Origin of the sequence: Methylobacter svalbardensis, assembly GCF_037671525.1 — a bacterium.
GTDB lineage: Bacteria > Pseudomonadota > Gammaproteobacteria > Methylococcales > Methylomonadaceae > Methylobacter_A > Methylobacter_A svalbardensis.
Map to the genome: position 1 here is coordinate 1 of NZ_JAWPOH010000010.1, position 13,090 is coordinate 13,090.

Here is a 13,090-nt window from a genome sequence, read left to right on the forward strand (position 1 = left end):
CTTCCAATGCAATTTTGGCTTTTTGAGCCCCTGTAAAAATCTTCCGTTTGCTTTCGCTCATTTCCTGCTTCTCATTTTTCGACAGAGCATAGCTTAAACTATTGTCCGGAATTCGGGGTCCACTATAGATCGTTGATCAAAAAAAATATGTGGCTTGTATTAAAATTTTTCTTTACAAGCTTGCCATAAGTAATTAAAAAGTGAGTTTTTAAGGCTAGATTAATTATAACTATGAACATATCTAAATCTGTATCGGATAAATCCACGGCTGAAATTGGTGTCGACAAAAACAAAGACGAAGGCGATCTTGATATTGAAGGCTTCGATTTGGGTTTGAGCAATGAGTATATAGCGCTTCCTAACGAAAGTGAGAAAGCTGCAAAAAAAATGGCGGCGCGAAGAAAAATTGAACTTTATTGGGAAAAAAAACGCCTGCAAGAACAGCTTGGTGATTTTTATGACGATGATCTTGACCTTGATTTTTAATTTAGCAACAGTAAAGAGGGCAAGGCTGCGTTTATTTATCACAGAGTGATATTTTCTTTTTTTATTAAGCAACAACATGTTGGCTGTTTTTTATGGCTGGGAGTCGGATGTATAATTATGCTCAACCGATGATTTAATCCGATTTGCACGTTTTCGGTAGCCCATCCCATGGTTTTTATAATCGGGTGTTCGTGAAAATAAAATGCCGTTTATAACGCATTTATCAGGAAACAAGAGGTGCCGATATGATGAAAGAACTCTTCCCCCTGCCCAAGGTCTACGGTCTGCTAGAGCCGGGGCCTGTTGTGCTGGTCACTACCGCCAGAGAGGGTCGAGCCAACATCATGACCCTATCGTGGCACACCATGCTGGAGTTTGAGCCGCCGCTCGTAGGCTGCGTAATCAGTAACGGGAACTTCACCTTCGAAAGTTTGAAAATAACCAAGGAATGCGTAATCAATATTCCAACGGTGGAGCTGTCGAAAAAAGTAGTGGACTGTGGGAACACCTCCGGACGAACGGTCGACAAGTTCAGGGAGTTTGTTCTCACGCCAGTGGGGGCATCGTGCGTCACGGCACCGCTTATCGACGAATGCTACGCCAATCTCGAATGCAAAGTCGTCGATGAGAATCTGGTAATCAAATACAACTTCTTTATCCTTGAGGTTGTCAAAGCTTGGATAGACCCACAAATGAAACATCCGCAGACGATTCATCATCTTGGGGATGGCGCGTTCATGGTTGCCGGTGAGACGATTTATCTGCCTTCCAAAATGAAATAACCCTCGCAAACTATATTTCTATGACCCGGATAGCGGTGGTTTTTGATGGTTTTTTGATAAAACCGGCAAATAATTTTTACAGTAATCCCGCTCAGTGGTAAATATTACGTCAGTGGTGCCTTGTAAATTTAAAAGATAATGCCTAATTGGGTAAATTTTTCGATACCTTATTAATCTCCGCTTTTTGCTGTTGCGATAGATAAGTCCCGCCCAAAACCACCGTCATTATCAAAAGAAAAGCTACCGAAGCTATGCGTCTGGCTTTTTTTCCCTGTTCATAGTTGTTCATGATCGACTCCTTAAGTCTTAAAAAGTTGGAATAATACAATACTTAGTTCACGAGCGCAGCGTGTTCGTGCTGGCTTTCTCGACGACCGCATCATATTCTGGGGCATCGCTTTGGACATTGCTTTGCTCTTGGAAGAATTGCGCAAGTTTGTGGTTGACAGACTGAAGAAGTAAACGTTGGATATGTGGATTTAATAAGGCGTTGATTTTGCGCGTTTAAGCCAGCCTTAAGACTTCTTAAGCTAAGATTGGGCCAGATTTAAGTAAAAAAGGCTCTACCTTATGAATAAAATCATGCTAGCAGTTCCTGTTTTTTTAATAGGCAGTTATTTTCAAATAGCCGAAGCGTCCGGACATCGCTCGGTTAATAAAGCTTCCAACCACGCTGTAACAACAGCCCATAAAGCCAAAAAACATTCAAATAATCATCGGAGCACGGCTTCCTGGTATGGCCCTGAGTTTCATGGCAAAAAAACTGCCAGCGGCCAAACCTATGACATGTATGCGATGACCGCCGCACACAAATCGCTGCCCCTTTTGTCTTACGCCAAAGTTACCAACCTGAAAAATCATCGTAGCGTTGTTGTCCGCATCAATGACCGAAATGCTGTTCACGGAAAAAGAGCCATGGATTTATCCTATGCCGCCGCAAAAAAACTTGGTATTTCAGGACTAGGGTCTGTAGAAATTACGCCGCTGAGTCGTAATGAAGCATTATTACCATTGAATAACGACAGTAAAGCAAGCAAACACGGTTAATCTGAAAGACCGTAAATCACATCCCTCAGTGTCTCGCATCGAACCCGCTTAAACATCAAAACAGGGCGACAGAATGTCATCCATCAGCGTTAAATAACATTCTAGGGTTAGTAGCCCGCAGGGTTGTTCAAAGCAAATTTCTTGATGCGTATATCAACGTAAACTCGCTAAATTATAAATTCGTTTCGCTATCTACATGATCTTCTGGGTTAAGGCCGAAAGAATCAGGGCGTACGTTTATGATTAGGATCGTGTAAAATGTAGTCAAATAATCGACCCATTCAGCAACAAGGAATTTTTAACAAAAGCATGTCAGAAACCAATGAAACCTTAGTGATTTATCACGCCGATTGCCTGGATGGTTTAGGCGCTGCATGGAGCGCATTTTGTAAGTTGGGCTCTCAAGTCCGTTACATTCCCGCTTCCCACGGTGACGCTATTCCCGATTTTGAACAGGGAGCAATACTTTATATACTGGATTTTTCCTATCCGCCGCAGCTATTGGTCGATGCCGCAGCAAAAGCAGGGCGGATCATTCTTATTGATCATCATATAACCGCGATGGAGCAATGCGATGACTTTTTTAAGTTACAACCGCTTCCTGAAAACTTGTCGATCAATTTCGATATGTCGAGGAGCGGTTGCATCTTAACTTGGCAGCATTTTTTCCACGATCAAGAGCCACCTCAAATCCTGTTGCATATCGAAGACCGTGATATTTGGCATTTCAAGCTGGACGGAACCCGAGAAATAACCACAGCGCTGTTCGAGAGAATGCCTATCAATTTTTCTGAAATAGGCGCGCTTGATCTTGCGGAGCTGTTGGCGGTAGGCCGCATCCAGCTGGCGCAATTTACAGGAATGGTGAACAGGCTCGCAAAATCTGCACACAGTGTTACGGTGGCGGGGCGAGTCGGACTTGCGGTTAATGCGCCGTCATTATTCTCCAGCGATCTTGGGCATGTGTTAGCAGAAAAATCAGGTACGTTTGGCATGACTTATCAATACAACGGCAGAAAACAGCAATGGCATTTCTCGCTACGCTCAATCGGTGATTACGATGTGGGTCATTTGGCATTGGGTTTTGGCGGGGGGGGGCACAAGAACGCTGCGGGTTTTGTGTTGGATAACAATCCGTTTTTAACTATTCAGTAGATGTCGACTTGCTGAGAATACGGATTTTACGGGTTTAAACGGATCTTAATCCTCAGCTAATGCTATTCGGAATATAATATGTCAACTGAATTGATAGCAACCCTATAGCAGGAACCCTGATGAGCATTATTCGTCAAGACGACCTTATTCAAAGTATTGCCGATGCTTTGCAATATATTTCCTATTATCATCCGCTGGATTTTATCAAGGCTATGCATGAGGCCTATAAAAAGGAAGAGAATCCGGCTGCCAAGGACGCAATTGCGCAAATTTTAATCAACTCCCGGATGTGCGCCGAAGGCCAACGCCCGATTTGTCAGGATACCGGCATAGTCACGGTGTTTTTAAAAATCGGCATGGATGTCCGATGGGATGCAGATCTGAGCGTCGCCGATATGATTAATGAAGGTGTCCGACGCGCTTATCGGTACCCTGATAATGTGCTGCGCGCTTCGATACTGGCTGACCCTGCAGGCAAACGTCTCAACACTAAAGACAATACTCCGGCAGTGATACACATGGAAGTTGTGCCCGGCGATACGCTCGATATTGACATAGCCGCTAAAGGCGGAGGTTCCGAAGCCAAGGCAAAGTTTGCGATGCTCAACCCTTCGGACAGTATCGTTGACTGGGTGCTAAAAACCGTCCCTACCATGGGCGCGGGCTGGTGTCCGCCTGGCATTCTGGGCATAGGCATAGGCGGTACCGCTGAGAAAGCCATGCTTATGGCTAAGCAGGCGTGCATGGGCTCGATAGATATTCAGGAATTGATCGCACGCGGCCCTAATAATGCGTTGGAAGAATTGCGCCTGGAGCTGTATGACAAAGTCAACGCGCTGGGTATCGGCGCGCAAGGTCTGGGCGGTCTTACCACGGTGTTGGATATTAAAATCAACGATTATCCGACGCATGCAGCCAATAAACCGGTTGCTGTCATTCCTAACTGCGCCGCCACCCGTCATATGCATTTTGTGCTTGATGGCCGTGGCGCGGCCGAATTCAAACCGCCTCGCCTGGAAGATTGGCCGGAAATTACCTGGGATGCAGGCGCTACTGCCCGCAGAGTTAATCTGGATGCCGTGACCCAGCAGGATTTGGAAAGCTGGAAGCCCGGAGAAACGTTGTTACTCAGCGGCACCATGTTGACCGGCAGGGACGCGGCACACAAACGCATGGCTGAGTTTTTTGAACGGGGCGAAGCATTGCCTGTCGATTTTACCAACAAGTTTATTTACTACGTGGGGCCGGTCGATCCGGTTCGCGATGAGGTGGTCGGCCCGGCAGGTCCTACGACCGCAACACGCATGGACAAATTCACCGAAGTGATGCTGGATAAAACCGGTTTGCTCGGCATGATTGGTAAAGCCGAGCGTGGGCCTGCGGGAATTGCGGCGATTAAAAAGCATAAAGCCGTTTATTTAATGGCGGTTGGCGGCGCGGCTTATCTGGTGTCGAAGGCCATCCGTCAATCGCGTATTGTCGCTTTTGAAGATCTCGGCATGGAAGCCATACACGAGTTTGTTGTCGAGGACATGCCGGTCATGGTTGCTGTTGATACAACGGGCGTCTCGGTGCATCAAACCGCGCCAAAGATCTGGCAAGACCGGATAGGCAAGATTCCCGTTGTGGCGGAAGAAAGTTAAATAGAAAAGATAAATACTTTAATTAACCACGAAGAACGCAACTGACACAAGGTTTTTATCTTCATGGATTTATGCCTTAAGTCGATGTATATGCCGATATTTTTAGGTGTCTGTTGACTTTTGAAGTCGAAAAATATTATGTTGACAACTAAAATAATCGAGCTTGAATTTATAAAAATGCACCCCCATTATATTTTTCGGTTGCCAGGTTACATCAAGGGAATTCAGAAGATATACAGTTTTAGATGAAAAACAGCCTGAAAGTAGAGTATTGAATTGTGTTGATTGGTAATTGCAGTTATCTTAAGCAATAATTATTAAAATAATAAGGAGAAATCGGATGTCAAAAGGTCAAAATTTACAGGATAATTTTTTAAATGCGCTTCGAAAAGAGCACACGCCTGTGTCTATTTTCCTTGTTAACGGGATAAAGTTACAAGGCAAGGTGGACTCATTTGATCAGTACGTCGTTATGCTGAAAAATACATCGAGCCAGATGGTTTATAAACATGCCATATCTACCATTGTCCCGAGTAAAGCGGTAAAAATGCCGCATGAAAACGAACCTCATGAAGAATGATTAAGCCTTTAAGTGAATGTCCTTTGCTGCAGGAAAATCTGCAAGGCAGCGGCGGTCTCTGTAGGAAAAATAAGCATTTTTTTATAATTACACCTATGAGGTATTTAATTGTTTGATCGTCCCGAATCAGGTGAACGAGCCGTTCTTGTTCATCTGACACTTCGTTCCATGCATGAAGATCTTTTAGAATTAAAAGAATTGGCCAAGTCCGCAGGAACCGATCCTGTCTATGTGCTAACAGGCAGTCGCAAAAAACCTGATCCAAAATATTTTGTCGGCAAAGGCAAGGTTGAAGAGCTTAAAGGTATTATCGAAACCTATGAAGCCGACATCGTCTTATTTAATCACCCGCTTTCACCCAGTCAGGAAAGAAATCTTGAAGGTTATTTAGGCGTTCGCGTGGTCGACAGAAATGGGCTGATTTTGGATATTTTTGCCCAGCGTGCGCAGACCTTTGAAGGCAAATTACAGGTAGAATTGGCGCAATTGCAGCATTTATCAACACGGTTGGTTCGCGGTTGGACGCATTTGGAACGTCAAAAAGGCGGTATCGGTCTTCGCGGGCCGGGTGAAACTCAGCTGGAAACCGATCGGCGCTTATTGGGTTTGCGCATCAAACAGATTCAACAGCGTCTGGATAAAGTCGATAAGCAAAGGCACCAGGGTCGCAGCAAACGGAAAAAAGCCGAAGTGCCGTCAGTTTCTTTAGTGGGCTATACCAATGCCGGTAAATCAACCTTGTTTAATAAGCTGACCGGTGCCGACATTTACGTGGCCGATCAGTTGTTTGCCACCTTGGATCCGACCTTGCGCAACTGCCAGCTGCCCAATAATAGCGAGATTGTATTGGCCGACACCGTAGGTTTTATACGGCATTTGCCGCATGAGCTGGTGGCGGCGTTTAAATCCACGCTGCAGGAAGCCAGCGAAGCGGATTTATTGTTGCATGTCATCGATGCCAGCAGCGATGACCGGGCAGAAACGATTTATCAGGTCAATCAGGTGCTTGAAGACATCAAGGCCAATGAAGTCAGGCAACTTGAAGTTTTCAATAAAATCGATTTATTGGATAACATCCAGCCGCGTATTGAACGGGATGATGTCGGTAATCCGGTGCGGGTATGGTTGTCCGCCGAAACTGGAGCCGGTGTAGACCTGCTTTATCAGGCATTGGCTGAAATATTTTCAAATACTAAAATCAAAAGAAAATGTTATTTGCAGCCTGATCAAGGCGAAATAAGAGCAAAATTATTTGCCTGCGCCAAAATAATCAGTGAAAAAACCGATGATTTCGGCGGCTGTGAGTTAGTTATTGAAATTGATACCAAGTATTCGGGTTTGCTGAAATCGGTTGACGTCGAAGAGATACTTTAAATAAAGGTACAAGGCGAAAGTCCTCGATTTTAGCCTTGTACCTTAGTCTGGTTCCAGCAAAGCTCGGAAGTAAAAGTTGTGTATGACGGATTGAAATTTAAATTGCTAACCGCATAAATAGCACCACCCAATATGTTGGGGTTCGCAAAGTTCCCCAACATATTTCTTTTTAAACCTACTCCTTTAACGCCTTCAATACCGCTTGCATCGTCGCATTGGCATCGCCAAACAACATGCGGGTGTTTTCCAGTACGAATAACGGATTACCTACGCCGGCATAGCCTGAGGCCATGCTGCGTTTAAGTACGATGGTGGTTTCGCCTTTCCAGCATTCCAGTACCGGCATACCGGCAATCGGGCTGTTGGGGTCATCCAGCGCTGACGGATTGACGATGTCGTTGGCGCCGATCACGATCGATACGTCAACATGCGCCCAATCTTCATTGATTTCGTCCATTTCATAAACGATGTCGTAAGGCACTTTGGCCTCGGCTAGCAGCACGTTCATGTGGCCGGGCATTCTTCCTGCAACCGGATGGATGCCGAAACCGACTTTCTTGCCTTTATCCCGCAACAGCTTGGTGATTTCATTAACGGTGTGTTGAGCCTGAGCGACTGCCATACCGTAGCCTGGAATAATGACGATGTTTTTTGCAGCCAGCAATAATTGTGCGGTTTCTTCAGCGTTGATCGGCGTGACTTCGCCTTCAATGACTGCGGCTTCTCCGCCTGAACCGGTACCAAAACCCCCGGCAATCACGCTGATAAAGTTGCGGTTCATCGCGCGGCACATGATGTAACTCAAGATCGCGCCGCTGCTGCCGACCAATGCGCCGGTCACAATCAACAAGTCGTTGCTTAACATAAAGCCGGTTGCCGCCGCCGCCCATCCCGAATAGCTGTTGAGCATGGACACCACCACCGGCATGTCAGCGCCGCCGATAGCCATGACCATGTGTATGCCGAACAGCAGGGCAATTACAGTCATCAGCAGTAAGGGGGATAAACCGCCGCCGGTTTCAGTTTGTTGTAAAAACAGCCAGCCCAGAACCACGGCTGCAATCAGCAAGCACAAATTGAACCAATGACGACCCGGCAATAACATCGGTTTGCCGCTGATACGTTCGCTGAGTTTGCCAAAAGCAATTACCGAACCTGAAAAGGTCACTGCCCCGATAAGAATACCGATGTAAATTTCTATTTCATGGATATTTTTTTCTACGCCGCTTAAGCTCAAAGAGCTGTCCATAAAATTGGCATAACCCACCAACACGGCAGCCATACCTACCAGGCTGTGCATGATGGCGACCAGTTCCGGCATTTGCGTCATTTCAACTTTTAATGCAGCTCTAGCACCAATAGCGCCGCCGATTAGCAAGGCAACGATTAAAATGGCGTAGGAGGTAACCGATGCGCTTAATGCGGTAGCGATAATGGCAATCGCCATGCCTAACATGCCGTAATAATTGCCACGGCGGGCTGTTTCCTGATTACTTAAGCCGCTCAGGCTGAAAATAAACAGAATGGTGGCGACGATGTAAGACATCGTGACTAAACTATGGGACATCATATTCTCCGGTTATTTTCTGAACATTTCTAACATACGGCGAGTGACTAAAAAGCCACCGGCAATATTGATAGATGCAATGAGTATCGCCAATCCGGCAAGGATGCTGATATTCTGGTCCTGAGCGGAAACCTGCACCAAAGCGCCGATCACAATAATGCCGCTGATCGCATTGGTTACGCTCATTAAAGGGGTATGCAGCGATGCAGAGACATTCCATATCACCTGATAACCGATGAAACAGGCCAGCACAAATACGGTAAAGTGCGTCATGAACGATGTAGGGGCAACTGAACCGATACCGAACAGCACCAATCCGGCAATAACTAAAGGTAGAAATTGCTTAATCACGCTTGGTTTTTGTTGTTCCTTTACCGATGCATAAGCGGGTGCTTCGGTTTGCGGGGCAGGGGCGGCGGAGAGCTTGGGAGGCGGCGGCGGCCAGGTGATTTTGCCTTCCTTAATCACCGTGGTGCCGCGGATCACCTCGTCGTCCATATTGACGTTGATCGTGCCGTTTTTTTCGGGACAAAGTTCGGTCAACAAGTGCCTGAGGTTGGTCGCATAAAGCTGGCTCGATTGATTAGCCAAACGACTGGGCAGATTGCTGTAACCGATAATGGTCACGCCGTGTTTTACCACCACCTGATCTTTCTCGGTCAACGCGCAATTGCCGCCTTGTTCGGCAGCCAGATCGACAATAATACTGCCCGGCTTCATGGATTTAACCATGCCTTCGGTGATCAACTTAGGTGCCGGTTTGCCTGGAATCAGCGCGGTGGTGATAATGATGTCCACGTCCATCGCCTGTCTGGCAAACAAGGCCATTTCAGCTTCTATAAATTCCTTGGACATGGTTTTGGCGTAACCGCCGATTCCCGAGCCTTCTTCTTTAAAGTCCAACAGCAAAAACTCGGCATCCATGCTTTCGATTTGCTCTTTAACTTCTGGCCTAGTATCGAAAGCCCTGACGATTGCTCCCATGCTCTTTGCGGTACCGATGGCGGCAAGACCTGCTACACCGGCGCCGATAACCAGCACTTTAGCGGGAGGAACTTTACCGGCAGCGGTAATCTGTCCGGTAAAAAACCGGCCGAAATGCTGTGCGGCTTCAATGATCGCGCGATAACCGGCAATATTGGCCATGGAGCTGAGCGCATCGAGTTTTTGGGCTCTGGACATGCGCGGTACGCTGTCCATAGCCAGCACCGTCGCATTTTTGGCCGCCAATTGCTGCATCAACTCTTCATTTTGCGCCGGCCAGATAAAGCTGATTAAACGACCGCCTTCGGACAACATGTCAATTTCGTCCAGCGCCAATTCGGGATGACGCTTAGGGGCGCGAACCTTCATGACGATGTCTGCTGATTTCCACAGCGTCTTGGCATTGTCAACAATCTCAACGCCCACTTCCTTGTAGGCTTCATCAGAAATATTCGCGGCAAGTCCGGCACCTTTTTCGACCAGGACGGAAAAACCCAGTTTTATAATTTGTTCGGCGGCCTCAGGCGTAGTGGCCACACGTTTTTCACCTGGGTGAATCTCTTTAGGTATACCAATCTTCATACAATCTCCAAGGGGAGTGGTTTAGAGCATAGTGAGCAAAGGTTTTAACCTTCAGTCAAAACCTCAACATGGAGGATAGGAGATTAAGCCCTATTTTTCAATAAAAAACATAAAACGGGTGGGCGAGTGCTGGTTTTGTAGGGGCAGGTGCTTTTTTTTTATGGGTATGCTTAGGGAACAGGATGTAACCTGTTTCGGCGCGCAAATTTCCCTAAGCGCTCTTTTTCTAAGAAGGACTGAACGTTCACCGACGGGCTAATGGTTTATGAAAATTTTTGCTTTTAGCCGTTTTGTGGCTGATGGTTTTAGTTTTAGTTTTAGTTTTAGTTTTGGTTGCGGTAATCTTTTTTTTATGACTCGCTTTGAGTTTGGTTTTTATCCGGCCAATACTCTTACGTTTAGAATTATGCTTGATGCGGCTAAATGTTGGTTTTGAATGGGTAACGGCTCCATTGCCGCAGTCAAGCTGGTAGGGCGGGGTGCCTGCTGAGGTTGTAGGCATGGTGATGATGTTTCTTGCTGGATAGCCGTTAGTTTGATAAGCGAAACCTGCATCCATTTTTTGCATCATTAACTGGTAGCGCTCATTGCTGCTGGTGCCGCCCATGACCACACCGATCAGATGTTTGCCGTTTTGATGGGCCGCACCGATCAGGTTGAAACCCGAGCCGCAAGTGAATCCGGTTTTCATGCCTTCGGCACCGGGATAATTGGCTGTGAATTTGTTGATGCTGTGCAGTATTGTCCCTTTGTAATTAAAGCTATGCGCAGAAAAATAGTGATAATATTCGGGGAAATTGCGCTGAGCTTTCCATGCCAGAATGGCCATATCTCTGGATGTGGTTACTTGCCAGTTATTGGGAAGGCCGGTTGCGTTCTTGAACTGGGTGTTGTACATGCCCAATGAATGTGCTTTTGCCGTCATGTTAACGGAAAAATGGTCTTCCGTGTCGCCTAGATGTTCGGCAAGAACAACTGCCGCGTCATTTGCGGAACGGGTAATTGTGGCTAAAATGGCGTCTTCGACGGTTAAATGTTCGCCGCGTCTTAAGCCCAATTTGCTATTGGGTTGCTGTGATGCATGAGTTGATACGGTTAAGGTGTCGTGCAGATGAATTTGACCGGCTTTCAAGGCGTCAAATGTCATGTACACTGTCATTAGTTTGGTTAGCGAGGCCGGATACCATGACTGAGTCGCTTCTACTTCATGTAAAACGTCGCCGTTATTTGCGTCAATGATGATGGCTGTATAACGGCCATAGCTGACCTCGGACACTGCAAATAGCCATACAACATTTAGAATAAATAGCGTTAATTTAACTTTAGTCATTTAAAGATTGTTCTCAAAAAAGGGATAATTAAAGGCACAAGTGTGATTTTCATTGGTGTTTGCTTTTATTTAAAGTGTCCTAGCAACACGGCCACGCCAAATCCTAAGCGCTGTAAATTTCAAAAAAGCGATGATTATAAATTGCGATGATCATAATGAGTAATTGGATTTTAGTTTTTAGTAAAAAGAGCCGAAAAATATGCTGCATATTGATGCATTACACGGCGTTCAGCACATTCTAGATCCTAGGAATGGTGGCTAAATAGCCTAGACAACATGGAATTATTGATGGGGCGAGTAAAGCCGCCCCACACAAATACGTTTTTATGCCTAAAAACTTATACAAGTATAAGGCGGCTCTCCTTTGCATATTCCCCAAAAACTGCCGAAGTCACCTTCTTCACTAGGCTTCCAGCTCTCTGAAAATGCTTCGAATACTACGCCGTCCCAGCCTTTTTCAGCCAGTTTTTTGAAAGTGGACTTAACGACCAGCGCTTGGTTTTTTATGCCTGCAACACCGCACTGCTGCTTGGTCAGTTTATTGATTTCAGTGCCGCCTTCGGGGCCATTCGGCCAGCCGAATTCAGTTAGAGTTACCGCTTTGCCGGGATAAGTCCGGCGTATGTCCTCAATTCGGGCAATATGAAAATCAGCGGCTTTTTTTGCCGGAATACAGGGAAAAACACCGGAATATTTATTTTCCCACCAGGGAAAAACGTTGATGCCTATCCAATCGACTTGCGCACCAAAGTTGGTTTGATGACAAGGCGTAGTGCGATTACACCATTCCCACCAAATATCAATGGTCGTAATAGGTTGGGATACGCCTGCTTTGCGCAGGCTGTCTATGCAACGGGTGATTTCACCATCAAGGGCATAACCGTGACGAGTTCTGACTTCGGAACCGCAGCTTAATTTTATGATGGTTTTGGGAAAGGCTTTTGCCACTTCAATACCGCTGGCTATGGACCGTGAATTGACTGCGATGTCGTCATCCAGCCAGATGATCGCAATGACTTTAAGCTTTCGCGCCTTGGCGGCGGCAAAAGTGTACTCCAGTCCGTTCATAACGCCGTAAGTCATGATGCAGCGGAAAGGGGTTTCCTTAATCAATTTATCCAGCAGCTGATCGATTAACTCTTTGGATGGATGGGCGCCATAATCGGGATTAAGCTTGCCGACATAGGGACTAAAAGCAGCGCATTGTAATGCGCCGCCTTTAGTGGTTTTTGTGGTTTTTTCGCGTGCCGATACATTCTGGCATACAGCTAGCATGATGAAAATCATAATGAATGACAGTAACTGTTTCATAGAACTCTCTAATAGTAGAATTATGTGGGTTGGGTTAAGCGTTAGAGACTGTGAAAGAATGAATGAGTACGGCATAAAAAGTACTATTAACCATGAAGTTCATGAAGAAAACGCCGGGGCAATCAATGCATTAAATCTTAATGCTCTTCATGTGCTTCATGGTTATTTCTTCTATATCGAATACTTTCACAGTCTCGTTAGCTTAATATTTACATCATTATCTAAGCAGAAAAACACCACGAAGATCAC

At 46.0% G+C, this 13,090-nt stretch carries 12 protein-coding genes; 7 read left to right on the forward strand and 5 right to left on the reverse strand.

Annotated elements, in window-relative coordinates:
- The first annotated feature begins 231 nt into the window (after positions 1-231).
- On the forward strand, positions 232-486 hold the full coding sequence (locus RW114_RS05890) for a PA3496 family putative envelope integrity protein (protein ID WP_340121803.1): 255 nt from the start codon (positions 232-234) through the stop codon (positions 484-486).
- Between the two features lie 245 nt (positions 487-731).
- Complete coding sequence (locus RW114_RS05895) at positions 732-1,268, forward strand: flavin reductase family protein (protein WP_340121804.1); 537 nt, start codon at positions 732-734, stop codon at positions 1,266-1,268.
- A 142-nt stretch (positions 1,269-1,410) separates the two neighbouring features.
- Here RW114_RS05895 and RW114_RS05900 read toward each other — a convergent pair whose 3' ends face one another.
- Positions 1,411-1,557 carry a hypothetical protein gene (locus RW114_RS05900; RefSeq protein WP_340121805.1) on the reverse strand — a complete coding sequence of 49 codons (147 nt, stop codon included), beginning with the start codon at positions 1,555-1,557 and terminating at the stop codon, positions 1,411-1,413.
- Positions 1,558-1,838: 281 nt separating this feature from the next.
- Here RW114_RS05900 and RW114_RS05905 point away from each other — a divergent pair, with 281 nt between their 5' ends.
- From RW114_RS05905 to hflX, 5 genes are all read left to right on the forward strand, one after another.
- Positions 1,839-2,315: a septal ring lytic transglycosylase RlpA family protein gene (locus RW114_RS05905; RefSeq protein WP_340121806.1), complete on the forward strand. Its 477-nt coding sequence runs from the start codon at positions 1,839-1,841 to the stop codon at positions 2,313-2,315.
- A gap of 309 nt (positions 2,316-2,624) precedes the next feature.
- The gene (locus tag RW114_RS05910; RefSeq protein WP_340121807.1) at positions 2,625-3,470 is read left to right on the forward strand and encodes a DHH family phosphoesterase; all 846 of its coding nucleotides are present in this window, start codon (positions 2,625-2,627) and stop codon (positions 3,468-3,470) included.
- A 119-nt stretch (positions 3,471-3,589) separates the two neighbouring features.
- On the forward strand, positions 3,590-5,113 hold the full coding sequence (locus RW114_RS05915) for a fumarate hydratase (protein ID WP_422614792.1): 1,524 nt from the start codon (positions 3,590-3,592) through the stop codon (positions 5,111-5,113).
- 340 nt (positions 5,114-5,453) lie between these two features.
- Positions 5,454-5,693, forward strand: coding sequence for an RNA chaperone Hfq (gene hfq, locus RW114_RS05920; RefSeq protein ID WP_340121808.1), 240 nt, complete (start codon positions 5,454-5,456; stop codon positions 5,691-5,693).
- Positions 5,694-5,801: 108 nt separating this feature from the next.
- Entirely contained in the window at positions 5,802-7,067 is a 1,266-nt protein-coding gene (gene hflX / locus RW114_RS05925; protein WP_340121809.1) for a ribosome rescue GTPase HflX, read from the forward strand.
- A 175-nt stretch (positions 7,068-7,242) separates the two neighbouring features.
- Here the strand turns inward: hflX and pntB are convergent, their stop codons facing one another.
- The 4 genes from pntB to RW114_RS05945 all read right to left on the reverse strand — a co-directional run bounded on the left by pntB (position 7,243) and on the right by RW114_RS05945 (position 12,841).
- Positions 7,243-8,634, reverse strand: a complete 1,392-nt coding sequence (gene pntB / locus RW114_RS05930; RefSeq protein ID WP_340121810.1) for a Re/Si-specific NAD(P)(+) transhydrogenase subunit beta — start codon at positions 8,632-8,634, stop codon at positions 7,243-7,245.
- 12 nt (positions 8,635-8,646) lie between these two features.
- Entirely contained in the window at positions 8,647-10,200 is a 1,554-nt protein-coding gene (locus RW114_RS05935) for a Re/Si-specific NAD(P)(+) transhydrogenase subunit alpha (protein WP_340121811.1), read from the reverse strand.
- Between the two features lie 244 nt (positions 10,201-10,444).
- Complete coding sequence (locus RW114_RS05940) at positions 10,445-11,530, reverse strand: D-alanyl-D-alanine carboxypeptidase family protein (RefSeq protein WP_340121812.1); 1,086 nt, start codon at positions 11,528-11,530, stop codon at positions 10,445-10,447.
- A gap of 330 nt (positions 11,531-11,860) precedes the next feature.
- Positions 11,861-12,841, reverse strand: coding sequence for a glycoside hydrolase family 17 protein (locus RW114_RS05945; RefSeq protein WP_340121813.1), 981 nt, complete (start codon positions 12,839-12,841; stop codon positions 11,861-11,863).
- Positions 12,842-13,090 lie beyond the last annotated feature (249 nt).

Coding starts and splice junctions, on each gene's coding strand:
- RW114_RS05890 (WP_340121803.1), top strand. CDS start 232: ATGAACATATCTAAATCTGTATCGGATAAATCCACGGCTGAAATTGGT.
- RW114_RS05895 (WP_340121804.1), top strand. CDS start 732: ATGATGAAAGAACTCTTCCCCCTGCCCAAGGTCTACGGTCTGCTAGAG.
- RW114_RS05900 (WP_340121805.1), bottom strand. CDS start 1,557: ATGAACAACTATGAACAGGGAAAAAAAGCCAGACGCATAGCTTCGGTA.
- RW114_RS05905 (WP_340121806.1), top strand. CDS start 1,839: ATGAATAAAATCATGCTAGCAGTTCCTGTTTTTTTAATAGGCAGTTAT.
- RW114_RS05910 (WP_340121807.1), top strand. CDS start 2,625: ATGTCAGAAACCAATGAAACCTTAGTGATTTATCACGCCGATTGCCTG.
- RW114_RS05915 (WP_422614792.1), top strand. CDS start 3,590: ATGAGCATTATTCGTCAAGACGACCTTATTCAAAGTATTGCCGATGCT.
- hfq (WP_340121808.1), top strand. CDS start 5,454: ATGTCAAAAGGTCAAAATTTACAGGATAATTTTTTAAATGCGCTTCGA.
- pntB (WP_340121810.1), bottom strand. CDS start 8,634: ATGTCCCATAGTTTAGTCACGATGTCTTACATCGTCGCCACCATTCTG.
- RW114_RS05935 (WP_340121811.1), bottom strand. CDS start 10,200: ATGAAGATTGGTATACCTAAAGAGATTCACCCAGGTGAAAAACGTGTG.
- RW114_RS05940 (WP_340121812.1), bottom strand. CDS start 11,530: ATGACTAAAGTTAAATTAACGCTATTTATTCTAAATGTTGTATGGCTA.
- RW114_RS05945 (WP_340121813.1), bottom strand. CDS start 12,841: ATGAAACAGTTACTGTCATTCATTATGATTTTCATCATGCTAGCTGTA.